The sequence below is a fragment of the Flavobacterium chuncheonense genome, from assembly GCF_042686145.1.
Lineage (GTDB): Bacteria > Bacteroidota > Bacteroidia > Flavobacteriales > Flavobacteriaceae > Flavobacterium > Flavobacterium chuncheonense.
Genome location: NZ_JBHUPC010000006.1, coordinates 181,833 through 207,977, shown reverse-complemented (window position 1 = coordinate 207,977; position 26,145 = coordinate 181,833). Strand labels below are relative to the sequence as shown.

General features: G+C 31.9%; 27 protein-coding genes. 11 read left to right on the top strand and 16 right to left on the bottom strand.

Translation table 11 applies throughout. The features are described 5' to 3' along the window. Positions 1–42: 42 nt before the first annotated feature. From ACFS5J_RS01205 to ACFS5J_RS01185, 5 genes are all read left to right on the top strand, one after another. On the top strand, positions 43–996 hold the full coding sequence (locus ACFS5J_RS01205) for an isopenicillin N synthase family dioxygenase (RefSeq protein WP_379810100.1): 954 nt from the start codon (positions 43–45) through the stop codon (positions 994–996). 72 nt (positions 997–1,068) lie between these two features. After that, entirely contained in the window at positions 1,069–1,401 is a 333-nt protein-coding gene (locus ACFS5J_RS01200) for a translation initiation factor (protein ID WP_379810098.1), read from the top strand. 45 nt (positions 1,402–1,446) lie between these two features. Then, a complete protein-coding gene (locus tag ACFS5J_RS01195) occupies positions 1,447–2,313 on the top strand; it encodes a nucleoside phosphorylase (RefSeq protein WP_379810097.1) in 867 nt (288 codons plus the stop codon). Between the two features lie 156 nt (positions 2,314–2,469). Then, positions 2,470–3,315, top strand: coding sequence for a substrate-binding domain-containing protein (locus ACFS5J_RS01190; protein ID WP_379810096.1), 846 nt, complete (start codon positions 2,470–2,472; stop codon positions 3,313–3,315). A gap of 29 nt (positions 3,316–3,344) precedes the next feature. Beyond that, a complete protein-coding gene (locus tag ACFS5J_RS01185; RefSeq protein ID WP_379810095.1) occupies positions 3,345–4,277 on the top strand; it encodes a transglutaminase in 933 nt (310 codons plus the stop codon). An 11-nt stretch (positions 4,278–4,288) separates the two neighbouring features. Here ACFS5J_RS01185 and ACFS5J_RS01180 read toward each other — a convergent pair whose 3' ends face one another. Then, complete coding sequence (locus ACFS5J_RS01180) at positions 4,289–4,966, bottom strand: uracil-DNA glycosylase (protein ID WP_379810094.1); 678 nt, start codon at positions 4,964–4,966, stop codon at positions 4,289–4,291. 75 nt (positions 4,967–5,041) lie between these two features. On the opposite strand from ACFS5J_RS01180, the gene ACFS5J_RS01175 reads away from it, so the two are divergent. From ACFS5J_RS01175 to ACFS5J_RS01165, 3 genes are read left to right on the top strand one after another with little or no spacing between them, the layout of a single operon-like run. Beyond that, entirely contained in the window at positions 5,042–5,818 is a 777-nt protein-coding gene (locus tag ACFS5J_RS01175; protein ID WP_379810093.1) for a hypothetical protein, read from the top strand. After that, positions 5,815–7,983, top strand: coding sequence for an endonuclease MutS2 (locus ACFS5J_RS01170; RefSeq protein ID WP_379810092.1), 2,169 nt, complete (start codon positions 5,815–5,817; stop codon positions 7,981–7,983). Before ACFS5J_RS01175 ends, ACFS5J_RS01170 begins: the two co-directional genes overlap by 4 nt. 10 nt (positions 7,984–7,993) lie before the next feature. Further along, a complete protein-coding gene (locus ACFS5J_RS01165; RefSeq protein ID WP_379810091.1) occupies positions 7,994–8,413 on the top strand; it encodes a thiol-disulfide oxidoreductase DCC family protein in 420 nt (139 codons plus the stop codon). A 46-nt stretch (positions 8,414–8,459) separates the two neighbouring features. Here the strand turns inward: ACFS5J_RS01165 and ACFS5J_RS01160 are convergent, their stop codons facing one another. The 3 genes from ACFS5J_RS01160 to aroC all read right to left on the bottom strand — a co-directional run bounded on the left by ACFS5J_RS01160 (position 8,460) and on the right by aroC (position 11,954). Further along, positions 8,460–9,527 (bottom strand): T9SS type A sorting domain-containing protein, encoded by a 1,068-nt coding sequence (locus ACFS5J_RS01160; RefSeq protein WP_379810090.1) that lies wholly within the window; start codon positions 9,525–9,527, stop codon positions 8,460–8,462. A gap of 222 nt (positions 9,528–9,749) precedes the next feature. Then, positions 9,750–10,808, bottom strand: a complete 1,059-nt coding sequence (locus tag ACFS5J_RS01155; RefSeq protein WP_379810089.1) for a T9SS type A sorting domain-containing protein — start codon at positions 10,806–10,808, stop codon at positions 9,750–9,752. Positions 10,809–10,892: 84 nt separating this feature from the next. Then, positions 10,893–11,954 (bottom strand): chorismate synthase, encoded by a 1,062-nt coding sequence (gene aroC, locus ACFS5J_RS01150; protein WP_379810088.1) that lies wholly within the window; start codon positions 11,952–11,954, stop codon positions 10,893–10,895. Between the two features lie 152 nt (positions 11,955–12,106). Between aroC and ACFS5J_RS01145 the strand changes: the two genes are divergently transcribed. The 3 genes from ACFS5J_RS01145 to ACFS5J_RS01135 are packed head-to-tail and all read left to right on the top strand — an operon-like array spanning position 12,107 to position 14,317. Then, positions 12,107–12,940: a UDP-2,3-diacylglucosamine diphosphatase gene (locus ACFS5J_RS01145; RefSeq protein WP_379810087.1), complete on the top strand. Its 834-nt coding sequence runs from the start codon at positions 12,107–12,109 to the stop codon at positions 12,938–12,940. Between the two features lie 36 nt (positions 12,941–12,976). Continuing rightward, positions 12,977–13,783 (top strand): hypothetical protein, encoded by an 807-nt coding sequence (locus ACFS5J_RS01140; protein ID WP_379810086.1) that lies wholly within the window; start codon positions 12,977–12,979, stop codon positions 13,781–13,783. A 27-nt stretch (positions 13,784–13,810) separates the two neighbouring features. After that, positions 13,811–14,317, top strand: coding sequence for a hypothetical protein (locus tag ACFS5J_RS01135; RefSeq protein ID WP_379810085.1), 507 nt, complete (start codon positions 13,811–13,813; stop codon positions 14,315–14,317). 45 nt (positions 14,318–14,362) lie between these two features. On the opposite strand, the gene ACFS5J_RS01130 is transcribed toward ACFS5J_RS01135, so the two are convergent. The 12 genes from ACFS5J_RS01130 to ACFS5J_RS01075 all read right to left on the bottom strand — a co-directional run bounded on the left by ACFS5J_RS01130 (position 14,363) and on the right by ACFS5J_RS01075 (position 26,137). Beyond that, positions 14,363–14,806: a protease complex subunit PrcB family protein gene (locus ACFS5J_RS01130; RefSeq protein ID WP_379810084.1), complete on the bottom strand. Its 444-nt coding sequence runs from the start codon at positions 14,804–14,806 to the stop codon at positions 14,363–14,365. Then, complete coding sequence (bshA, locus tag ACFS5J_RS01125; RefSeq protein ID WP_379810082.1) at positions 14,807–15,937, bottom strand: N-acetyl-alpha-D-glucosaminyl L-malate synthase BshA; 1,131 nt, start codon at positions 15,935–15,937, stop codon at positions 14,807–14,809. Positions 15,938–16,006: 69 nt separating this feature from the next. Further along, the gene (locus ACFS5J_RS01120; RefSeq protein ID WP_379810081.1) at positions 16,007–16,462 is read right to left on the bottom strand and encodes a DUF1801 domain-containing protein; all 456 of its coding nucleotides are present in this window, start codon (positions 16,460–16,462) and stop codon (positions 16,007–16,009) included. A gap of 2 nt (positions 16,463–16,464) precedes the next feature. Further along, positions 16,465–19,350, bottom strand: coding sequence for a glycoside hydrolase family 3 N-terminal domain-containing protein (locus ACFS5J_RS01115; protein ID WP_379810080.1), 2,886 nt, complete (start codon positions 19,348–19,350; stop codon positions 16,465–16,467). A gap of 106 nt (positions 19,351–19,456) precedes the next feature. Further along, positions 19,457–20,083, bottom strand: coding sequence for a hypothetical protein (locus tag ACFS5J_RS01110; RefSeq protein WP_379810078.1), 627 nt, complete (start codon positions 20,081–20,083; stop codon positions 19,457–19,459). Between the two features lie 170 nt (positions 20,084–20,253). Further along, positions 20,254–20,736 (bottom strand): ABC transporter ATPase, encoded by a 483-nt coding sequence (locus ACFS5J_RS01105; protein WP_379810077.1) that lies wholly within the window; start codon positions 20,734–20,736, stop codon positions 20,254–20,256. Beyond that, on the bottom strand, positions 20,736–21,359 hold the full coding sequence (locus tag ACFS5J_RS01100) for a hypothetical protein (protein ID WP_379810076.1): 624 nt from the start codon (positions 21,357–21,359) through the stop codon (positions 20,736–20,738). The genes ACFS5J_RS01105 and ACFS5J_RS01100 overlap by 1 nt, the downstream gene beginning before the upstream one ends. 1 nt (position 21,360) lies before the next feature. Continuing rightward, a complete protein-coding gene (locus ACFS5J_RS01095) occupies positions 21,361–22,152 on the bottom strand; it encodes a (Fe-S)-binding protein (protein WP_379810075.1) in 792 nt (263 codons plus the stop codon). Between the two features lie 29 nt (positions 22,153–22,181). Continuing rightward, complete coding sequence (locus tag ACFS5J_RS01090; protein WP_379810074.1) at positions 22,182–22,622, bottom strand: LNS2 domain-containing protein; 441 nt, start codon at positions 22,620–22,622, stop codon at positions 22,182–22,184. A gap of 39 nt (positions 22,623–22,661) precedes the next feature. Beyond that, positions 22,662–23,993: a 4Fe-4S dicluster domain-containing protein gene (locus tag ACFS5J_RS01085; RefSeq protein WP_379810072.1), complete on the bottom strand. Its 1,332-nt coding sequence runs from the start codon at positions 23,991–23,993 to the stop codon at positions 22,662–22,664. A gap of 11 nt (positions 23,994–24,004) precedes the next feature. Further along, positions 24,005–24,967 (bottom strand): MlaD family protein, encoded by a 963-nt coding sequence (locus ACFS5J_RS01080; protein WP_379810071.1) that lies wholly within the window; start codon positions 24,965–24,967, stop codon positions 24,005–24,007. Between the two features lie 36 nt (positions 24,968–25,003). After that, positions 25,004–26,137 (bottom strand): N-acetylmuramoyl-L-alanine amidase family protein, encoded by a 1,134-nt coding sequence (locus ACFS5J_RS01075; RefSeq protein WP_379810070.1) that lies wholly within the window; start codon positions 26,135–26,137, stop codon positions 25,004–25,006. Positions 26,138–26,145: the final 8 nt, after the last annotated feature.

Below are 26,145 nucleotides of genomic sequence, written 5' to 3'. Positions count from 1 at the left end.
TAGGCGCTAGCCTATTGTAAGTTAGTAACAAAATGTATTCAAATGCAAAAAATTCCTAGTGTTGACTTACGTGATTTCCTATCGGATGACCCGGTACGTAAACAAAATTTTGTAAATGAAATCGGAAAAGCCTACGAAGAAATTGGTTTCGTAGCATTAAAAGGTCATTTTTTAGATGACAAATTGGTAACAAATTTGTACGATGAGGTTCGAAATTTCTTTCAACTACCTCTAGACACAAAAGCAAAATATGAAATTCCTGGTATTGGTGGACAACGCGGTTATGTCTCTTTTGGTAAAGAACATGCCAAAGGTCGTTCTGCTGGTGATTTGAAAGAATTTTGGCATTTTGGCCAATACATTTCTGAAGAATCTAAATATGCTGGAGAATATCCAGATAATGTTACGGTTACAGAGCTACCAAATTTTAATACAATTGGTAAAGAAGCTTACCAAATGTTAGAAAAAACAGGTGTTTATGTTTTAAGAGCATTAGCATTATACATCGGATTAGACGAATTTTATTTTGACGCTTTTGTAAAAGAAGGCAATAGTATTTTACGCCCAATACACTACCCTCCTATCACTGATGAACCAAAAGACGGAGCTGTTCGAGCTGCTGCCCATGGAGACATTAACTTGATTACATTGCTAATGGGTGCTCAAGGTAAAGGATTACAAGTCCAAAACCACAATGGGGATTGGATTGATGCCATAGCGGAACCCGATGAGTTGATGATAAACGTGGGAGATATGCTGTCGAGACATACCAACAACAAACTAAAATCTACCATACATCAAGTAGTAAACCCTCCTCGAGAGCTATGGGGAACATCACGTTATTCTATACCGTTCTTTATGCATCCAGTTAGCGATATGAAATTGGATTGTTTACCAGAATGTATTGATGCTGAACATCCAAAACTATATGAAGATACAACAGCAGGTGATTTTTTATACGAAAGGCTTGTAGAACTTGGCTTGATAAAAAAATAATTGTAAATTTATAACTTCAACTAAAGACATTGAGATTTTCTTAATGTCTTTTTGCTTTTAAATACTAAACCAATGGACTTAAGCGAGCAATTAAAAAAACTCTTTCCTGATCATCAACCAATTGAAGATACGGAAATTGAAGATACAACACCACATGAATTATTCGTTCAAAAAGAACCTATGATTTGTAAATACGAAAAAAGAAAAGGGAAACCAACTACCATCATATCAGGTTATGAAGGTGAAGACGAAGATTTTAAAATTTTAGCAAAAGAAATCAAGAGTAAACTAGCTGTAGGTGGAAGCTTTAAAGATGGAGAAATCATCATTCAAGGGGATTATCGCGATAAAATAATGCAAATTTTAAAAGACAAAGGTTTTAAAACAAAGCGTGTAGGAGGCTGATAGTTATAGTAAATCTAATTAACAATTTATGTTATTGCATTCAAAATGATACAAAATTCTGAGTTAATTCTTAATCCTGATGGTAGTCTCTATCATATCAATTTAAGACCGGAGCACATTGCTCATGATATTATATTTGTAGGTGATCCAGATCGTGTAACGACTATTACAAAACGTTTTGATTCTATAGAGTTTTCAACCCAAAAAAGAGAATTCAAAACGCAGACAGGTACCTATAAAGGAAAGCGCATAACCGTTATTTCTACAGGAATAGGCCCTGACAACATTGATATTGTAATGAATGAACTTGATGCTTTGGTAAACATTGATTTAGAAACACGCCAACCTAAAGCAACCACAACAAAATTAAATATTGTCCGCATAGGCACATCAGGCTCATTACAACAGGATATTCCTGTTGATAGTTTTGTAATGAGTGTATTTACTATAGGAATGGATAACATGCTACGCTCCTATTTGATTGATTCCGTTACCGAAAAAGAAATGGAAGATGCTTTCATCAATCAAACCAATTGGGATTTAAAAAAAGGAAAACCATATGTGATTTCATGTAGTAAAGCTTTACAACAAAAAATAGATGATAATAGAATGGTAAAAGGGTGCACTGGAACAGCTCCAGGTTTTTATGGCCCTCAGGGACGTATTTTAAGGTTAACCATTCAAGACCCTGATTTGAATCATAAAATTGAAAAATTTCATTTTAAAGGTATACGAATGACCAATCTTGAAATGGAAACGGCAGCGATTTACGGCTTAGGAAAGCTATTAGGTCACGAATGTCTTTCTCTTAATGCCATCATTGCCAATCGACCAAATGGTACTTTTAGTAAAGATCCGCATCAAGTGATAGAAAAATTAATTGATTATACCTTAGAAAAATTAATTCAGTAGTCATGAAGCACTTTTAGAATGGAACGCTTTTTCATCAATTCATCTAACATACACCAAATATTACAATTCATTTCTACATTCAGACAATTATAATTTAATTAGCCTTCAAAAAGCTTATTGTTTATTTCTATTTTTGTAAATAAGAATCAAACTAATATGAAAACAATAAAGATAGCAGGTGTACCTGAACATTTTAACTTACCATGGCATTTGTGCATCGAAAATGGAGAATTTGAACATGCCGGAATCGATTTGCAATGGACCGATGTTCCTGAAGGGACTGGAAAAATGTGTGAAATGCTTCGTAATGGTGAAACTGATATTGCCGTTATCCTTAGTGAAGGCATCGTAAAGGATATTATTGCAGGTAATAACAGTAAAATTGTACAGGTTTATGTTAAAACACCTCTTATTTGGGGCATACACGTAGCGGCTAATAGTACTTACCAAACAATTGCTGATTTAGAAAACAAAAAAGCAGCAATATCACGTATGGGCTCAGGTTCACACTTAATGAGTTATGTGAACGCACAAAACAACAATTGGGATACAAATAAGCTTCAATTTGAAATAGTAAACACCATTGGTGGTGCTGTCGAAGCTTTAACTTCAGCCTCTGCTGATTATTTCATGTGGGAACGTTTTATGACTAAACCTTTGGTTGACAATGGTACTTTTAGAAGAGTTGGTGACTGTCCTACACCATGGCCATGCTTTGTTATTGCAGTTCGTAATGAGGTTTTAGAGAGCCAATCGCATATTATCGAACAAATATTAGAGATTATAAACACTACAACGGAAGAGTTTAAGATGATTCCTAGTATTGACCGTACTTTAGCTTCAAAGTACAATCAGAAAACAGAAGATATTCAAGAATGGTTAAAAGTTACCCAATGGTCGCAAAAGCAAATGGACAGAAAAACTTTGGATAAAATCCAGCATCAATTATTTGCGTTAAATATTATTGAAAAAATAGTCCCTTATGAAACGATAGTTAAATAAATACTTAATTTTATCGTTTTAAAGATTTAATGATAACAATACATCCCATTTCTTTTACAAAACTCAAAGAAAGGCTTTCTTTACCAAAGCCTTGGGATACTATTATCATTTTTTTATTGAACATTTTAATTGCAATCCCTACCTTTTTGATTGCACATCAAAACTTAATTGAATTACATTGGGTATACAACCTAGATAGGATATTAATGTTCTTAATTATTCTTGTAATCATTCAATTAATTCTAAGAAGTTTAAAAACTATAATCATACTTTGTATTTTCTTTTACCTGATAACACTAACTTACGGTACCATCTTTGGAAATTATGGTTTTGAAAGAGTTTTTGAAGATTATAGGTATATGATTTATTTTATGAGTGAAAGCCCAAAACCTCAAGATTTAATTATTTCAAAGCTTTTACCATTTCCTAATAAATCGAAAATTGTTGATGCGGTTGATTTTACAAATCCTAAAGTTCGAAACTTTGCTTTATACGCTACCACGCAACACTTTAAAAACACTCCTAATTATAATCAAAACAGGAAATTAATTCAATGTTTTGCTGTTTTTAAAGAAATCAAAGACCATTGGAACTATGTAAACGACCCAAAAGGCAGAGAATACATTGCCTATGCCTCAGAAAGCTTACAGCACTTTTCCGGCGATTGTGATGATCATGCCATTTTAATGGCTGCATCTATAAAGGCTATTGGAGGTACACCACGTATTATTCACACAGGTGGTCACATGTACCCAGAAATGCTTATAGGTGATAAAAATGATTTGGAAACAGCAACCTATTTAATCAAAGAAGTCCTTTTTGAAAAAGAAGCGAAAAACCAACAAATTCATTATCATATTGACGAACGTCAAAAAATATGGCTTAACCTTGACTATACTGCAAAATATCCTGGAGGACCATTTATGAAAGAAGAAATTTTAGGAGAATTAACTTTTAATTAAGTTAAAGTAACCTACCAATTAACTTGATTTAAACCCTTATTTTTCAAATAATTATTTGTTTTAAAAAAATGATTATTACCAAACCATTTCCCTTGATTTGCACTCATCGGTGATGGATGACCTGAAGTCAAAATCAAATGTTTTTTTTCATCAATAAGCTTGGCTTTTTTCTGTGCAAAAGCCCCCCAAAGTATGAAAACCAAATGTTCTTTCTCATGTGACAACAAACTTATAACAGCATCTGTAAACTGTTGCCAATGCAAATGCTTGTGACTGTTTGGTGTATCTTTTCGAACCGTTAATGTAGCATTCAACAACAATACTCCTTGTTGTGCCCAACGCTCTAAATTTCCAGAGCTTTGTTCTATCGGCTCAAAAATAGTATCGTATTCTGCGTTTATTTCCCGGTATATATTTCGCAATGAAGGCGGAATTTTAACACCATCATTTACAGAAAAAGCCAATCCATTAGCCTCTCCCTCCCCATGATAAGGGTCTTGACCTAATATTACGACTTTGGTATTTTCAAAACCACATTGATTAAATGCATTAAAAATCAAATCTTTAGGAGGATAACATTCAAAATTCTGATATTCTTCTTCTAAATTATCCATCAAAGCATTGAAATAATCCTTTTCAAACTCATTTTGAAGTTGATTTTGCCAACTATTTTCAATCTTTATACGCATACCTTAAAATTTTACCAAAAATAGAAATTTATCTTTCAAATGCGTGTAAATTTGCAGTATATGCGAGAATCTAAAATGTCTAAAATATTTTTTTTAATAACTTTTTTAATCTTTAAAATTTCATTTTCACAGTCATTACATCAATTAGATCAAATCGATGACTTAGAAAATTTAAAAGAATATAAAAAAATAATCATTCAATATCCTCATTTAAAAAAATTTAAAGCAAAACATATTTTTTCTTTAAAAAATGGTAAAATTGTTAAATATAGAATAAACAAATCTGTATATAAAACGTACTATCACTATAACGCAAATAACGATGTCGATTACCAAATAATTAATCAGAAAATAAAAGAAAATAAGCAAAAAAGAATAACTACTGATACCATATTCTACAAATTAAAATACAATTCAGACAATCAATTAACTGAATCCGATTATTCACTTAAAAAATGTTTTTCAAATTTCAACAAAAGTGGCTTACCTCAGATAATTGAGAATTGTGATTCCAAGATAAATAATGATAGTATACTTGAAAAGGATTTCAAAACAGAATTTCAGTACGATTCTAATAATAGAATATCAAAGAAGACCAGTTATTCCATACTTTATAAAAAAATTGAAACAAATGAGATTTACTATACTTACGATGAAAACGGAAATTTAACACAACTTGAAAGGAAAGATACCCCTAAAGTTGATTATCCAATATATAGCTTAGGAAGTTTACCCCTATATGAAAATGAACGTTTTAGATATCATTTCAATAAAGATGGTATTTGGACAAAAAAATATTGGATTGTAGAAGGAGAAGAATATTTAATTGAAAAGAGAAAATTAGTAAAATGATTTCAGTTACCAATAAAACGTTACAAGATTTAGAATTTAATACTATTTTAGAAACCATTGCAGCTAAGTGTAATACTGAAATGGGACACGAAATGGCACTTGAGATAACACCTTTTAAAAATAAGGAAGAGTTATTGCTAGAGTTATTTCAAACCTCTGAGTATGTATCGTCTTTTATTAATAACAATGCTATACCCAATCACGGTTTTGAGACTATAACCAAAGATTTACAACTACTGGGTATAGAAGACAGTTTTTTGGATGTTAACTCTTTTAAAAAAATAGCTCATGTTGCAACAACAGCTAATTTCTTACTCCTTTTTTTGAAGAAATTTCAAGAATACTACCCGAAATTAAACGAATACGCGAGTACTATTGCAACAACAAAAGACATTAACAAAGCCATTGATGTTGTTTTTGACAAATATGGAGAAATTAAAGACAATGCCTCTCCCGATTTGGTTAACATTCGAAAAAGCATGCAATTGGTTCGTGGTAAAATAAATCAAAGCTTTGGATTAGCTTTATCACAATACAACGCTTCTGGTTATTTGGATGACATCAAAGAAACAGTTGTGGAAAACCGTCGCGTACTAGCTGTTTTAGCTATGTATCGCAAAAAAGTCAAAGGTTCTGTTTTAGGATCTTCCAAAACTGGAAGTATCGTTTACATAGAACCCGAAGCTACTTTACGTTACTCTAGAGAATTAAACACATTAGAACAAGACGAGCGCGAAGAGATTATTCGCATATTAAAACAATTAACCAATGAAATCCGTCCGTTTAAGTCACTTTTATTGGAGTACCAAAGCTTTTTAGCTCATATTGATATTGTTGCTGCAAAAGCTAAATATGCAAATGCTATAAATGCTATTTTACCCGAAATTACAGAAGAAAAACGTTTATTTTTCAGAGATGCATTCCACCCTATCCTTTATTTAAACAACAAAGAGAAAAGAGCAGTCACACATCCACAAACTATTGAACTCACAAATGAAGGACGAATTATAGTAATTTCTGGACCAAATGCAGGTGGAAAAACCATTTCATTGAAAACCATTGGTTTATTACAACTAATGTTACAATCTGGAATTTTAATTCCTGTTCACGAGCGCAGTGAAACGTTTTTATTTGACAGAATCCTAACCGATATTGGCGACAATCAATCTATTGAAAACCATTTAAGCACCTATAGTTATCGTTTGAAAAACATGAACTATTTTCTTAAAAAATGTAATGCTAAAACATTGTTTTTAATTGATGAATTTGGAACCGGTTCCGATCCTGAATTAGGAGGTGCGCTAGCCGAAACTTTCTTGGAAGAATTCTATTCCCGTGAAGCTTTTGGAATTATAACCACGCATTATACCAATTTAAAAATTTTGGCAAACGAACTGCCTTGTGCCATTAATGCCAACATGCTTTTTGATGAAAAAACATTGGAACCCATGTACAAACTACATTTGGGACAAGCTGGTAGTTCCTTTACTTTTGAAGTAGCTCAAAAAAATGGAATTCCTTTTGGGTTAATTAACCGTGCCAAAAAGAAAATTGAAAAGAGTAAAGTTCGTTTTGACAAAACCATAGCAACTCTTCAAAAAGAACGTTCCAAACTGGAGAAAACTTCTCAAAATTTAAAAGAAGAAGAATCAAAGGCACGAGAAGAGAGTAAAAAAATGGAAAATATTAATGCTAAGATTCAGGATAAACTAGAGCGCTATCAAGAGCTTTACGATGCTAACCAACGCTTAATTTATCTAGGACAACGATTGGATGATATTTCTGAAAAATATTTCAACAATAAAGACAAAAAGACATTGATTGGAGAGTTTTTAAAAATGGTAGAAATTGAGAACTCAAAACGAAAAAAAATAACAAAAAAAGAAAAGATTGAAAAAGAAAAAGTTGAAAAAGTAGTAATTGCCGAAGTTAAGGAAAAGGTTGAAGAAATTAGAAAAGAGAAGAAAGAGCAAAAAATAAAAGCACAAAAAATAGAAGAAAACAAACCTAAAGTAATTTTAAAAGTTGGTGATCGTGTGCGAATGATTGACGGTAAATCAATAGGTACCATTGATAAAATTGAAAAAACGAAAGCCGTAGTGAATTATGGTATTTTTACTTCTAAAGTTAGTTTGGACCAGTTAGAATACATACAACCTTTATAATTTAAAAGTTATGGATGTTCAAAAATTACCGAAAGACAAAAAAATAGTACTTTTTGATGGCGTATGTAATTTGTGTGATGCTTCTGTACAATTAATTTGCAAACACGATGTTAATGATCATTTTAGATTTGCTTCAATACAGTCAGAAATCGGGCAAGAGATTATAACCTATTTGGGTATTGATACTTCAAAAACGGATTCTATAATATTATATGAACCTGGATTTGCTTATTACACTAAAGCAGAAGCCGCTTTACGTATTGCAAAAGAATTAAACAGTTGGCATTCCTTTTTATATGGTTTTATTGGACTTCCAAATACTATTAAAAATACCGTTTACGATTACATTGCTAAAAACCGATATAAGTGGTATGGTAAGAAGGATAACTGTATGATACCAACACCTGAGATTAAGACAAAATTTTTATAATACAAAACGACCTATAAATAGGTCGTTTTGTATTATAATTATAAACTTATTGTTTTATAAACTTCTTTGTAGTTGATGAATCTTGATCGGTAACAATTTTTATCATATAGACACCCGATTCTAAATCCGCAACATTTAATTGACTACTATTTTGATTTACAATTACATCTTTAACAACCCTTCCTTTAACATCATAAATTTGAACCGATTTAATATTTTCAGTATCAGTTTTAACATTTAAGACGTCCTTAACTGGATTTGGATAAATAGCCAAAGTACTACCTAATTCATTTGAAAAAGTTTCAGCAGCTAATAAATTATCAGCAGCTGTAGCCTTTACAAGATAATTATCAAAACCAACAGTTGCAATAGTTGAATTTGTATTTCCTCCATATAACTGGATATATACATCAATAGGATTATAAATTCCTGTCAAAATAGTTTGTTTTGAAATGGTTTCAACAGACATATTAATTTTCCAATACGCTTGCCCTGTAGTTGTATTGTAACCAACCCCAAGTCTATACCATGTATTAGCATTTAAAATTAAATCTCCTCCTCCAGATTGTAAAGATGCAAGATAATTTTCCAACCCACCAAACCCATTATCAGGGGATAAATAGGCAATTCCAGATAAAACTCTTGTATTAATAACATAATAAAACCCTGCAAGTATATAATAATATGAACCGTTTTGACCATAAATGTATATATCAAATGAGCTATCACTTGTAGTTATATTTCCTGTATAAAAATCAAATTCAACTTCAATATTATTATTACCTGCTGTACGTGATGCCCATACTGTTTGTAAACCGTATTTCCACATTTTTCGTTCACCATAATTTCCATCGGGACCAATGATTTGCAAACCATTTGTTCCATTAAAACCTGAAGCTACAATTTGAAAGTTACTATTGTCAGCATTTGTTGAAGTTGCTCCAAATCCACCGTTATTAGATAAAGTTAACCAATTTCCTTGTCCTGGAACAGTCCCCATTATATTAGTTCCTACATTGCCAATTGTCAATGCATCAAAATTTTCAGAATCAAGTATTTGAGCATACAATTGTCCAATTGCAATAAAAATTAAAAAAAATAATCTTGCTTTCATGATTGAAAAAATTAATAATTTATAAAATTACAACCAATCAAAATGTAATGAAGAATAAATTAACACAAATAACTAATTATTAATATTTTAAACTAAAATAAAAATACACAAAACGTTGGTTTGTAAATAGATTGAGTAATTTAACACAATCTATTCAATCAAATTATTTTATATAAAAAAACGACCAAGTTATTGGTCGCTTTTTTTATGTCTAAAACTTTTTTATTGTTTTATAAACTTCTTTGTAGTTGAAGAGCCTTCATCGGTAACAATTTTTATCATATAAACCCCCGATTCTAAGTCTACAACATTTACTTGGTTATTACTATCAGTTCCTTCAATATCCTTTACAACTCTACCATTAACATCATAAATCTGAACCGATTCAATATTTAAAGTTTCAGTTTTAATATTTAAAACGTCATTAACTGGATTTGGATAAATAGCTAATGTACCACCTATTTCACTTGAAAAAGCTTCATTACCCAATAAATTATCTGTAGCAGTAGCCTTTGCAATATAATTATCAAAAATTAGAGTAGCTGTAGTCGAATTTGTTGTCGGTGCAACTTGTAAAAAATCAACTTCAACAGGGCTAAACGGCCCAGTGTAAAAAGCAGAATTTGTTAATGTAATAGTTGAACTTGTTGAATTAATTTTCCAATACGGTTGACCATTAGTAGTATTATATCCAACACCAATCCTATACCAAGTGTTTGCATTTAATACCAAACCTCCTGATTGCAAGGTTATACTATAAGTACCTAAAGTTCCAGAATTATTCAAATATGCAACACCCGACAATACTCTTGTATTAGTAATATAGGAAAAACCTGTAAGTGTACGATAAGTACTACCATCTAAACCATAAATACGCAACCCTACTTGACTCGTGCTCGTTGTAACGGCACCAGTATAAAAATCAAATTCTACTTCAATATTATTGTTTCCTGCAGTTCGAGAAGCCCAAGCAGCACCTAAACCATCTTTCCACATATAACGACCACCTGCATTTCCATTAGGCCCAATAAATTGTAATCCATTAGTACTATTAAAACCCGAAACCACAATCTGAAAATTACTGTTATTAGCATTAGTAGAAGATGTACCAGCTGCTCCATTTTCAGCATAAGTTAACCATCCTCCTTGACCTGCAGTAGTACCTGTTATATCAGTACCTACGTTGCCAATTGTTAATGCATTAAAACTTTCAGACTGAAGTGTTTGTGCCGAAAGTTGGCCTATAGCCATACATGTCAGAAAAAGTAATGTTTTTTTCATAAGGTATAAATTTTAAATAAATATAAAAATTTTAACAATACAATTAAAAATACATTTAAAATTTAACACTTTAATAAAACATAACTATTTAAAAATTTTGTTTAACATGAAAGAATCTGCAATCACTAAAGCTGCCATTGCTTCAACAATGGGTACCGCTCTAGGCACCACACAAGGATCATGACGCCCTTTACCTTGTAATTCAATTATCTCACCTTGGTTTGTTAAAACATCTTGCTTTTGCAATAAAGTTGCAACGGGCTTAAACGCAACATTAAAATATATATCCATTCCATTACTTATACCACCTTGAATTCCTCCTGAAAAGTTAGTTTTAGTAGTACCGTCTTCGTTAAAAAGGTCGTTATGTTCACTTCCTCTCATTCTAGCACTCTCAAAACCGCCACCGAATTCAAAACCTTTAACCGCATTAATAGATAGCATTGCTTTACCTAAATCGGCATGTAATTTATCAAAAACAGGTTCTCCTAAACCAATAGGTACATTTTGTATTACACAAGTTATTATACCTCCTATCGTATCGCCACTCTTCTTAACCGCTTTAATGAATTGTTCCATTTGCTTAGCCTTTTCACTATCTGGACAACGTACAACATTATCTTCAATAATTGAAAAATCTAAATCTTGATATTTTTTATCCAATGAAATTTCACCTACTGCAGAAACAAAAGCTGTAAATTTAATATTTGGCACAATCTGTTTCGCTAATGCACCTGCTACTACCCTACTAACTGTTTCTCTTGCAGAACTTCTTCCTCCTCCTCGATAATCGCGAATTCCATATTTTTGTTCGTATACATAATCGGCATGACTTGGCCTATAGGTTTTTTTTATCTCAGAGTAATCTCCTGATTTATGATTAGTATTAGCAATCAAGAACCCTATTGGAGTACCGGTACTCTTTCCTTCAAATATACCCGACAAAAACTGCACTTCATCTTCTTCTTTACGCTGTGTAACTATAGAGGATTGACCAGGTTTTCTTCGCCGTAAATCATTATTTATGGCCTCAAAATCTATCGTAATACCTGCAGGAAAACCATCAATTATTCCTCCCAAAGCTTCTCCATGTGATTCACCAAAAGTTGTTAATTTAAGTAGCTTTCCAAATGTATTTCCTGCCATATTTTTTCAATTTGTTCAAACAAATTTAACTATTATTTACCAAGCTCGTAATAATAATAAACTAACTTTTATTTTTTTAGATAACTTTTTAGTAATATCATTTTAACTATCAATTCATATTTATAGTGGTTTTTTGTATAAAATTTGAAAATTTGAAAAAACGTTTAGTTGATCTTGTTGTAATATCAGATGTACATTTAGGGACATTTGGTTGTCATGCACATGAATTATTGGATTATTTAAACTCCATTAAACCCAAAACTTTAATCTTAAATGGCGATATTATAGATATTTGGCAGTTTCGAAAATCCTACTTCCCAAAAGCTCATTTAAAGGTTATCAAAAAACTAATCAATTTTGCTAGCAAAGGAACCAAAGTCTATTACATTACTGGAAACCATGATGAAATGCTTCGAAAATTCAGTGAAACTCATATGGGAAACTTTTCATTAGTTGATAAAATTGTATTGGAACTCGACGGTAAAAAAGCATGGTTTTTTCACGGCGACGTTTTTGATAGCTCGGTTCATTCTGCAAAATGGATTGCAAAACTTGGTGGTTTTGGCTACGATTATCTTATTTTAATAAACCGTTTCATCAATTGGTTTCTAAAAAAGATGAATAAAGAACCGTATTCATTATCCAAAAAAATAAAAGCAAGTGTAAAAAAAGCCGTTAAATTTATATCTGACTTTGAAACTACAGCCTCAGAAATTGCTATTGATAACCAATATGATTTTGTTTGCTGTGGCCATATCCATGAACCAAAAATCATTCGAAAATCAAACAATAAAGGTTCAACATTGTATTTAAACTCAGGAGATTGGATTGAAAACCTAACAGCACTAGAATACAATAGAAAAAGATGGAAATTATACCAACACAAACCAATAGATAAAAAAGAAAATGAGGAACTATTTGAAATGGAAAATAAGATCGATTTAGAACTTAATGGTGTTATAAATCTCTTACAAAATCAAAAATAATTATTATCTTAGCTTTATAAATCTCAATTTTTTCTTATGAAGCTTACCAAATTTATATTTATTGGATTAACCGGATTACTATTTTCTTGTTCAAGTTCTGATGATAGTAACAATGGATCAAATAACAATTCAACTCCTTTTGCATTGTCTTTAGAAATAGGTAACTACTGGAATTATGATGTTACAGATAGTAGTGGAAATACATTTAGAGATTCCTTATTTATTTCAAAGGACACACTAATAAATGGAATTAATTACAAAAAATTTGAGACAGATGGTATTCCAGCTGGATTTTATTCTTCTACTTTAAACAATAATGGTGTAAGAAAAGATGGTAACAAACTACTTATAACTGGAGATTTTTCTGTAAATGCCGGAACTGGCGTACCTGTAAATTTAGATTTATCAGTTGTTGATTTTGTAATTTTTGATGCAGATGCCTCAAACAACCAAATGTTAAACAGTCAACCTCAAACGGGTAACATTCAACAAACTGTTCAAGGTGTATTGTTAGATATTGATTACGAACTTAACACCTATGGTGGTGAAACATTAGCTACTTATGATGTTAATGGTATTACCTATTCAAATGTTAAAACTTCAAAAGTAAAAGTTACTATGACTATTGGAGCTTCTTATCAAGGTGTTCAAATATCAAATAACATTTTAACCAATAATGAAGTGTTGGTTGCAACGCAATATGTAGCCGAGAATATTGGAGTAATATACAATGACACACAAATCAATGTAAACCTTAATGCACAAATTGCTACCCTAATGGGGACTCCTCAAAACACGTCGCAACAACAAAATGAAAAGCTTGATACTTATTCAACTAATTAAAACTTAACTTTATTAAAATAGATACAAATGAGAAAATTAATTTTATCCGCTTTTATGCTTATGGGATTGGCATTTAATGCAAATGCTCAGGATATTTCAAAACATGCCATTGGTTTACGACTAGGCTCTAATGATGGATTTGGTGGAGAAATTTCTTACCAACATGGTCTTTCTGGAAATAACAGATTAGAGTTTGATCTTGGATGGAGAGATAATAATCATTTTGATGCTATCAAATTGGCAGGTCTTTACCAATGGGTATGGAATATTGAAGGAGGTTTCAATTGGTATGCTGGTGTAGGTGGTGGATTTGGTAACTGGAGTTATCATTATGATCATCCAAAAAATAGTAACGATTGGAAAGAAGACCATAACGAATTTGCTATTTTCGTTGCAGGAGATATTGGTATCGAGTACAATTTTGATTTCCCTTTACAATTATCGTTAGATTTCAGACCTGAAATATATATCAATGATGGTTTAGATGATCATTTTGGTCCTGATGTAGCTTTAGGTATTCGTTACCGCTGGTAAAATTATAATAATAAAAAAAGGTTCCAAATATGGAACCTTTTTTTATTATTTACTTTCTTTAATTAGAGTCTCTTTTGCTTTTGGAATGGCAGCCACTGTAAAAGGATTCGTCAATGCCATAGTTACCATTTCACCTGGCTTAGGTTTTACAATTTTATAAAAAACCGTAATAACATTATTTTTATTTTGAATGTCTTCAACTTCTATACCATAACCACCGGTATTCTTTTGACCTAAATGTAAAATTAATACATTATTTTCTTTAAAATTAACGTTTAACAATTTATCATAATCACTTTCTTCAATAGGTAACTTTGATATTGCTTCAGCTAAATCATTATCATTCTCCAAAACTATATATGAAAAGTTTTCACTTCCGCCATTTGTACCAGAGGCTAAAACACTAAAACCGTGTGCTCCTCCATTTTTAGCAGAATTACAGGAAACCATAAGCACTATGATCATTACTATTGTTACTACTTTTTTCATTTAACTGTTTTTTATTGCTGTATAATATAACTCCTCATATAGCGGAACTATTTTCTTAATATCAAATTGTTTTGCCGATTCTTTTGCATTTGCTTTAAACTCACTCAAAATTTCATCATTTTCTAAAATTTTCAAAGCATTCTGGCTCATTTCCATAATATTACCAACATCACTCAAATAGCCTGTTTTTCCATCAAAATTAACTTCAGAAAGTCCTCCTGAGTTACTAGATATTACCGGAACTCCACAGGACATTGCTTCTAAAGCGGCTAAACCAAAACTCTCGGTTTCTGAAGGCAATAAGAATAAATCTGAAAAACAAAGAATTTTATCAATTTCATTACTATTACCAAAAAAGATTACTTTCTTTTGAATACCTAATTCCTCACATAAATTTTCTGCCATTTCTTTTTCTGGTCCTTCTCCTACCATCATCAATTTTGCCGGAATATGTTTTTGCACCTCGTAAAAAATCTTCACTACATCATCAATACGTTTTACTTTTCTAAAGTTAGAAATATGCGTTAAAATTCGCTCTCCTTCATTTGCCATCAAAGACCTTTTACAAGGATTTTCATGTGCAATATCTGCTTTATTTAAATCTATAAAGTTTGGAATTACATGAATTTCTTTCTTGATATCAAATATACTATATGTATCGTCACTCAAACTCTTTGATACACTCGTCACATAATCCGATTTATTTATGCTAAAAGTTACAGCTGGTTTGTAAAATGGGTGTTTACCAACTAGAGTAATATCAGTACCATGCAATGTTGTAACCATTGGAATTTTAATTCCTTCATCCTCCAACATTTTTTTGGCCATATATCCTGCGTAGGCATGTGGTATTGCATAGTGTACATGCAATAATTCAATATCGAACATTTTAATAGTGTCTACTAATTTACTCGAAAGTGCAAGTTCGTAGGGTTGATAATGAAATAATGGATATTCTGGAACGTGTACTTCGTGAAAGTGAACGTTATTACTTAACAACTCCAAACGTACTGGTTGACTGTACGTTATAAAATGAATTTCATGTCCTTTTTTAGCTAATTCTAACCCTAGTTCGGTAGCAACAACACCACTACCTCCAAAGGTTGGGTAACAAACTATAGCTATTTTCATATTGTGGTTTTAGATTAATTTTTAAAAGTACAGCAAATAATAGATAACCTATTTTAAATATTCGTTAAATTATTTTTTCAGCATACTTTCATATAAAGAAATCCAATTTTCAGCCGACACTTTTTGCACCAATTCACCAATTAATTCAAAAGGGATATCTTCTTCTTTCTTAAAACGAATACAACTTTTCCCCATATCTAATTTACGTTTTGAATATTTTGGATACTCACTCACAAACCAATCATAAAGATTTTTATCAGCGTATATACCCATGTGATAAAAATTAATACTGTTTTTTTGTGAAGCAAAACTCATGAACGGTAAAGGTAATTTTGGATTACAATGATAACCATTCGGGTAAATTTCGTGTGGAATGACATATCCTATCATTCCATAACCCATCCCTTCCTTAAAGTTCTTTGGTAAATTCTCTAAAATGGTTTTTCGAAGTTTTTCCAAAACAGGCTTGCGTTCAAGCGGAACTTCGTTTAAATACTCTTCTGGTGTTTTTGCTGTGGATGTCATAATTAATCTAATAAAGCATCGTAAATAACTTCTTGAATTTTCTCACGAATATTTTCACGTGATAAAATATTGGTTCCTGCTTCAGGATACGTTCTGTTTGATAAAAAAACATATACCAATTCTTTCTCTGGATCAGCCCACGCCATAGTACCTGTAAAACCTGTGTGACCAAAACTTGTCATTGAAACACATCCGCATGTAGGCCCACTTTCACCTAATTGTGGTTTGTCAAAACCTACTCCTCTTCTATTATCATCTTTACAATAATAACAAGTATTAAACTTATCAAAAGTTGTTTCTGTAAAGTATTGGTGTCCACCATAATTTCCCTTTTGCAAAAATAATTGCATCATTTTGGCTACATCTAAACTATTGGAAAATATCCCAGCATGACCACCAACACCACCTTGCATAGCAGCACACATATCGTGAACATAGCCTTGAATTTTAGTATGACGGTAATAATTATCAATTTCTGTTGGTATAATTTTGCTAACATCAAATTTTTGCAAGGGGTTATACATCATAGTAGTAGCCCCCATACTGTTGTAAAAATTATCATACGCCAACTGATCTAGTTTTTTACTTGTTACACGTTCCAAATACTCTTTCATTAAAATAAATGAAAAATCGCTGTACTTGTATTTCTTTTTTGGCAACAAATCGCTTTCGGCAATTGTTTTAATAATGCTATCATTATAATCTTTTCGAATGAACAAATTTTCAGCAACCTGTACTGGAAACTCTTTCGAATACGTTGAACGGTAATACTTTTCACTTGGATTACCCAAACTGTCTAAAGTTGCTTTGTAAAAAGGGATCCAAGGTTGAAAACGCGCTTGATGCGTTAACATATCCAAAAGTGTAGCATTCGCCTTATTTGAAATTTTTAAGGCTGGCAACATTGTTCCTAATTTGGTGTCCAATTTTAGTTTATCCTTATCAAACTGAACCATCAAATTGGGTAGCGTTGCTAAAATTTTAGTCAAAGAAGCCACATCATATAAATCAGAATTATGGACTGGAATCTGATTCTCATACGTATGATACCCAAATGCCTTTTGATAAACTACTTGACCTTTTCTAGCCACCAATACTTGTATACTAGGTGTCATTTTCTTTGCAATAGCATAGTTTGCAATACTATCTATTTTGGATAACTTAATTGCATCCAAACCTACATTTTCAGGAGCTTCAAAACCTAAAATATTAATTCTTGAAGTAATCAAACCATCATTTACATGAAATTCTTCGTCTATTGAAACTGGTATCTTCCCATTCATAGCAACAGCTCCAAAAATAGCTTGAGCAGCAACAGTTTGCGCAAAATCATTATTTTGATATGCTAAAATCAATCCTTCAATTGCGTCGAAATTTTTAATTTTTAATAGCGAATACGGTTTTGTAAAAAATGTAACAATTGTTTTGTTCTGTTTTGAAATTTTATCAATCCACATTACATCTTTAAAAGTCAAATTATGGTTTTTCCAAGCCCCATCTGCTCTATGGTAACCGATAATAACTTTTGAATAGTCTTGTAATGCCACTAAAACAGAATCAATATTGGTAGCTTTTATTTCAGTTACTTTAGTATAAGCATTCAATTTCTCAACGAAAGTTGTATTATAATCATCTCCCAATCCTACGTATGCAATCGATTCTTTGTCAAGCTTTTTAATTGGTAATAACTTGTCTTTATTTTTTAATAGCGTAACTGCATTTTCATACAGTTTATAGTTCATCGCATCGTATTTAGATTGGTTTAAATCTTCAAACAAATTCTTCAATACAATCTCCTTATACTGATGTAATCCGGCTTTATACTTGTATTTTAAAATTTTTTTTACCGATTCAGCTAATCTACTCTCAGTCAATCTTCCATCTTCCAAAGCTTCCTTAAAACGTTGTACTGCCACAGGTATATTTTCAGCAAATAGCAACACATCGTTACCTGCTAAAAAGGCCTCTAAATCAATATCTCCAGGTTGTTTAAAGTTACTTGCTCCTTTCATATTCAAGGCATCAGTAAAAATTAATCCCTCGAAATGCAATTCATTTTTCAGAATATTAGTCACAACATTATAGGATAATGAAGTTGGAAAACCATCACGAGGCTCAATACTTGGAACATTCAAGTGAGCTACCATTATACTGGCTAAATCATTTTTAATCAATTCTTTGTAAGGATACAACTCCACATCATCCAATCGCTTGCGGTCAAAATTAACCACAGGTAAAGTATGGTGCGAATCCGTTGAAGTATCGCCATGACCTGGAAAATGCTTTGCTGTAGCAAAAACACCGCCACTTTGTAAACCATTCATTAAAGCAATTGCAGCATTGGTAACACCAATTTTATCTTCGCCAAATGAACGATTTCCAATAATTGGATTTTTCGGATTGGTATTGATATCAACTACAGGCGCAAAATTAAAATGGATCCCCATTCGTTTCGATTGCTCGGCCATTTGCATCCCCATTTTATCTATCAAACTATAATCTTGAATAGCGCCTAAAGTCATGTTCCATGGATAACGATAGGTAGAATCCAGACGCATACTCAATCCCCATTCCGCATCAATCCCTACAAACAAAGGAATATCCGCTTTAGATTGGTAACGATTGGTTAATTGCGCTTGACGTACAGGACCACCTTGAAAGAAAATTACCCCTCCAATTTTATATTTTTCAACCAAAGCATCAATATCACGATAATGCGATTCATTTTTATTAGAATAAGCGGCAACCATAAACAACTGTCCTACTCTTTCTTCAAATGACAAACGGTTGTAAATACTATCTACCCATTGTTGTTGTGGTAAATTTGATTTTTTTTGAGCAAATGAAAAATGGAATAAAAGTAGAAGAATGGGTAATAAATTGCGCATATAAATTGAAAATGTAAAATATAAAAAAATCACCAATACCGAAGTAGTGGTGATTTCAAATATACTAAAAATTAAAAGTAAAAATCTTTATAAAACGCTAAAATTATTATGTTCTTACATCTATCACAATCCATTTTTGCGAACTTGCATCATACACTAAATCAAAAGTACCTTGACCTTGCGTTGATAATGTTCCTCCTGCACTACTTTCATAAGTATTAATTTGATTTGAAGCGGTTGAACCTGAATTTGCATTTTCAAGACTCATAGCTGATGAAGTTGTATTGATAATAATGATATGTCTTCCATCTACACCTCCTTGAATACCAGTTACAGAAAAACCAGTTGTTGCTCCGACAACTCTAAAAACAACAACTTCTTTGTTTACGCCACTTAAATCTAAATTAACATTGTTAAACACGTTATTTGAATTATTTGTAGCAGCTAAATTTATTGTTGCAATTTTATAACTCGCCACATCCGAACGTACTGATGACAAGACATTACCTGTTAAATTTAAGTTATCTCCTAATACAACATCAGTAATTCTACCTTCAGTGCCAATACCCGTTAATTTTACTGGTGTAGACACAGCATCTGTGTTGGTTACTTGAAGAGTTCCTTCAACGTGTAAATCTGATTGTGGAGAAGTAGTACCAATTCCTACTTGAGAAAATGAAGCAAATGGAATGCACAGCAATAAGCTTGCAATAATACCGTGGTTAAGTTTCATAGTTAATAGCTTTAATTACAGATTAAAGATATTATACTAAAGTTAACTGGTATAAAATAGCCGATAAATTACATTAAAAAACGATAAGTAGGATTTTTATGAATAATTTAACTTTGAAAATCAGATAAAATACTATTTAATAGGTTAAAAAACTTAACATTAAGTTAATATTAAAAGAAGCGACTGTGCCAACTTTCACTTGCTGGAACCTCCCAAAACTCTTCCCACTCTCCTATTGTATTCACTAAATTATTAAACACTATGGTATTAGCAGAAACTGCTTTTTCTTTAGCCATTTTTTTGAAGTCAATCAAAGATTTGTGTGCTATGTGTTCTCCTAATTTGAATGTAACATTCATTTTATCCAACAAGTCAATGCTATACTTTTGTTCTAGGGCTTGAATAAATTGCACTGAAGCATCAATAGAACAACCTGTTGCAGCTTGCACGTCTTGATTTACAGCTATAATAATAAAACGATTATAAACGATTTGGAAAGAAGCTTCTAAACTTTGACCATGCGCTGACCAATCTTCTAAAAAGGCTTTCGTTGCTTCTGTAATTTCTAATTCTTCACTCTCTGAAAATTTTCTATTCGATTGGTAAATCCAAATTCGAGAATGTGCTGGTAAAGTATCAAAGGGTACGTACATTATATTTTATTTAAATCAGAAATTATTTTTTGAACAATAAATTTATTCAATTTGACATCATAAAGGGCTATTTCGTAATAACTAACTTTTACAATATCATTATTTTTTAACACTTTATCAGTCAGTAAAAACGAATTATCAAAATCATTTAGCACTATAAATTCATTTACTTTTCCTGAAGGTTCAACTATTTTTAAAACTAAATTATTTGAAAACGATATGGATTTTACTTTTCCTTCTATTGCAGCATATTCATCTTCGTAATCTGCATCCTCTACATCCGTTTCATTAAGTTTCTTTCTTCCTAATGCTAATACAAAATCTGGACAATGATTAACCATTTTTAACCCAATTTTTTCACCAAAGGCTCTCATTTGGGTTGAGTTTGACATGTCCAATCTTTCGGCTAAAGAAAACTCATCAATATGATTTTTATAACTTTGAATCATGCACAAGCCTAATTCCATAGTCAATTGATTTTCATCTTCATTTTCCAAATTGATATTACGCTCTGAAATACAAGAACACGTTTCTTTTGCAATAACATCTAAAATCACTTCATTTTGTGAAAAGCCGAACAAACTGAATAATAAAAAAGAACTAAAAGTAATTACTTTAAACATCTTACAAATCTTGAGCATTAGCAATTATTTCAGCAATATCTAAAACCTTTACTTCATTTTCTTTCTCATTAAACTTAACACCATCAGTCATCATGGTATTGCAATAAGGGCAACCTGTAGCAATAATATTTGGATTGGTTTCGAATGCGTCTTTTGTTCGTAATACATTGATGTCCATATTTCCTTTTTCAGGCTCTTTAAACATTTGAGCGCCACCTGCTCCACAACATAATGCTGAATTTTTACTGCGCTTCATTTCAACTATAGTAGCATTAGTTTGTTTTAAAATGTCACGAGGTGCTTCGTATTCATTATTAGCTCTTCCTAAATAACACGGATCATGAAAAGTAATGCGACTTCCTTTATAGGTATCTGTATTGAATTTTATACGTCCTTCACTTAATAAGTCTTTAATAAACTGAGTATGGTGCAAAACTTCGTACTTTCCTCCTAGTCCAGGATATTCATTTTTTAAACAATTGAACGAGTGTGGATCACAAGTAACAATCTTTTTAACATTATAAGCATTTAATAATTCAATATTCATCATTGCCTGCATTTGAAACAAAAATTCGTTTCCTGCACGCTTTGCAACATCTCCAGTACAACTCTCTTCAGTTCCTAAAACCGCAAAATCAACATTTGCTTTATTTAATATTCTTACAAATGCTCTTGTAATCTTTTTTGCTCTATCATCATAACTACCCGCTGAACCAACCCAAAATAAAATTTCCGGTTCTCTTCCTTGAGCCATCATCTCTGCCATTGTAGGCACTACTAAATTTTCAGACATAATACTATGTTTTCTGTTTATACTTTAAACTATTGCTCGTCTTTAAATACTTGAATAGTAACTTCTTTATCTATTAAATCAGTAAATTTACCTTTATATCGAGTCGCCTTTACCAAATGATTGTCTATCCAATGGTAATTACCTCCCCTAGGCTTACCCATCAACATCCCATGATATTTAAAACCATGTTGTTTTAACCAAGCTTCGGTAACGGTTCTGTGTTCTTCTGTACGTGAAGTAAAAAAATAGATAATATGACCTTCATCATACCATTTATTCAAAGTTACCAATGCATCAGGATAAACTTGCGCTGTTACCATTCGCTCTGGCTCTTCATTTGGAATGTCATCACAAATTGTTCCATCAATATCTATAAGGTAGTTTTTAACTCCCTCAGGAAGTATAGGGCTTAATTGCTCCCCATTTATTGAAATTGGTTGCAATTTGCTTTCAATTTCTTCTTTTTTCATTTCCTTATGATTTACAATTTGTAATAATCGCTCTAATGATTAAGCCTCGTCTTTCCAATTTAAGCGATCCATTTGGTTATAAGGCCAAGGTGCTCCATTATTCTCAATATTAGCCATCATAGAATTTAATTCCATTGGTGCAGCACTCTGCTCCATTACCAAATAACGACGCATATCCATTATAATTGATAATGGACTGATGTTTACTGGACATTCTTCCACACATGCATTACATGTAGTACATGCCCAAAGTTCTTCTGGAGTAATATAATCATTCAATAATGACTTACCGTCTTCTAGAAAAACACCGTTATTCGCATCAATATTTTTACCAACTTCCTCCAAACGATCACGCGTATCCATCATGATCTTTCGCGGTGACAGTTTTTTTCCTGTTTGATTTGCCGGACATGAAGAGGTACAACGTCCACATTCTGTACAAGTATATGCATTTAACAATTGAACCCAATTTAAATCTTGCACATCAGAAGCACCGAATTTTGCAGGCACAGCATCTGGATTAGCTGGAGCAGCAAAAGGATCAGCTGAAGGGTCCATCATTAGCTTAACTTCGTTGGTAACACTTTCCAAATTATTAAATTGTCCTTGTGGATTCAAATTTGCAAAATAAGTATTTGGGAAAGCTAATAAAATATGTAAATGTTTTGAGAAGTATAAGTAATTTAAGAATACTAAAATACCTGTAATATGCAACCACCAAGCGCCTCTTTCAATTATAAACACAGCTGAATTGCTCATACCATCAAATAATGGAGCAATAAATTGAGAAATTGGGAAACTTCCTGCTTGATTGTAATGACCAAATCCACCACTTACATGTTGTAAATGAAAATCAGCGGCATTCATTAGTAAAAAAAGCGACATCAATACCATTTCAAAATATAGAATGTAGTTAGCGTCATTCTTAGGAAAACCTTGCATTTCTGGTTTCCAAAAGCGCTGTAATTTTATAATATTACGTCTTGTCCAAAACACAATAACCGCTACTAAAACTAAGAATGCTAATACTTCAAAAGAACCAATCAACACATTATAAAAACCACCTAAGAAACTAAAAACACGGTGTGTACCAAATAATCCATCAATGATAATTTCTAAAACTTCAATGTTGATTATGATAAAACCTACGTACACTACAATATGTAAAAAACCTGCAACAGGACGTTTTACCATTTTTGATTGTCCTAATGCAATCATCAACATATTATTCCAACGCGCAGATGGATTATCAGTTCGATCAACATTTTGACCTAACTTAATGTTACGAATTAACTTTTTTACATTTTTAGCAAAATATCCAATTCCTAAGAATAAAATAATGGCAAATAAAAGATTAGGTAAAAAACTCATCTTGATTGTAATTAATTAGTTGGTTGGCTTTGTTCTTTAAACTCTGGTGCTACGTATGGTTTCTCTTTTTTTCCAAAAACCGAAACGTTTATGTATCGTGTAGGGTGTAGTCTTAAATCTTCTAATAGTAATTCTAATTCTTTAGATGCAGAAGAGAAGTTGTTGTACATGGTTTCATCTTTCATAAGTTTACCCATAGTACCTTCACCATTTTGCATACCAAGCATTAATTTATCAACACTTGCTAAAGTCTTTTGTAAGTTCTCAACGGTTTGTCCTAAATTAGCTTGGGCTAACGAATCGGAAATAGTAGCAAAATTAGATGACATTCTATCTAAATTACTGAATGTGGTGTCTAATTTACCTTTATTAGTAGCTAATAATTGATTTAAACTTTTTGAAGCACTGCTAAATTCAGTCATGGTTTTATTCATTTCTGCAATAGCATGCTGTAAATTGTTCTTGGTATTTTCGTCTAAAATTTGATTAACATTAGCGAACAGAGTATTTGCATTATCCAAAAGTTTTTCAACTTTATCTTTCAATGGTTCAATTTGCTTTGCCAATGCATCTGTAAGTCCCAATTTATTAGAAGGAGTTAAGAAATCACCGGAAACAGCATAATTTTGATCTTCTAAGTTAAGAATAATGGCAATTTCACGTCCTCCAACTAAACCTGAATCGTAAATCTCTGCCACACTTGATTTTGAGATAGGAAAATCATTCATGATTAACAACTCTACTAATAACCTACCATCAGGTTCAATAGAAATACTATTAACCTTCCCTATTTTTAACCCATTTAACGTAACAGGAGCTGAAGTAACTAACCCTGCGACATTCTCATAATTAACGTATAACTTTTTGTTGGTACTGAATAAATCTTTCCCTTTTAAAAAACTGTAACCCCAGACAAACAGCAAAATAGATGAAATGACTAAAATTGCGGTCTTAATTTCTCTTGTTAATTTCAAAGCTTTCTTTATTTTTAACAAAAATAAAACTTTATTTTATTTAATTGCTTCCGATAGGCTAATTTTTACTCCGTCTTTATAAGCTACAATATAAGCATCTTTATAACCTTTTGCTTTGGCTTCAGACATGCGTTTATTAATCATCTGATAATCATTTTCATTACCATAGAAATACTTATAAACTTTCCCCACCTGTTCTACTGATATAGAAGATAGTCCTTTAAAATTTGACGGGCTAGTTTCTAATTTTCGGCTACTCGCAGAAATCTGAACTTTAAAAACCACACCTTGCACCGTTTCAACTGCAGGCTCCTTATTCTCTTTTGGTATTGTGGTCGTCACAGTTGGTACATACGCTTCTGTTGAACCAGATGAATTATAAAATTGCTTCTTGTATTCCAAAACGGCTTCAGCTATTGCTTTTGCCATATCATTTTTACCAGCATCTGAATTCAAATAAGCACCTTCTGTTTTATTAGAAAGAAAACCCAACTCAATTAAAACACTCGGCATGTAAGATGCGTCTAAGACCCACAATGGCGCTTGCTTAACCCCTCTGCTATTTCTCTTCAATTTTGTTGAAAAAGCATTTTCAATTTTTGAGGCTAACTCAATACTTTGCGATAAATATTCTTCTTGTAAAATTTTTAACCCGATAAACGATTCTGGACGGTTAGGATCAAAACCGTTATATTTCTCTTTATAATCCTTTTCTAATAAAATTACCGAGTTCTCGTTTTTAGCGACTTCTAAATTGGTATTACTACGCGATAATCCCATTACGAATGTTTCAGTTCCCATTGGTCCAAAATTCTTAACAGAATTACAGTGTATCGAAACAAACAAATCGGCATCCGCTTCATTGGCTACCTTTGGGCGATCTTTTAACTCAATAAAAATATCTTTTTTACGAGTGTATAAAATTTCAATATCATTGTATTTTTCTAAAATATCACCAACTAAAAGTGTAGTTTGCAGGGCTATGTTTTTCTCAACATATCCGTGATAAGAATTTCCTGGATCAGTACCCCCGTGTCCAGCATCTAGCACAACTTTAAATTTTGGTTTTGTTTGTGCAAATACTGCGTTAAAAGAAAAAGGCAATACCCCTACAAATAAAAGAAAAGTTGCTTTTTTTGAAAGTATTGAAATTTTAGTTTTTATTAGCATAGTTATAA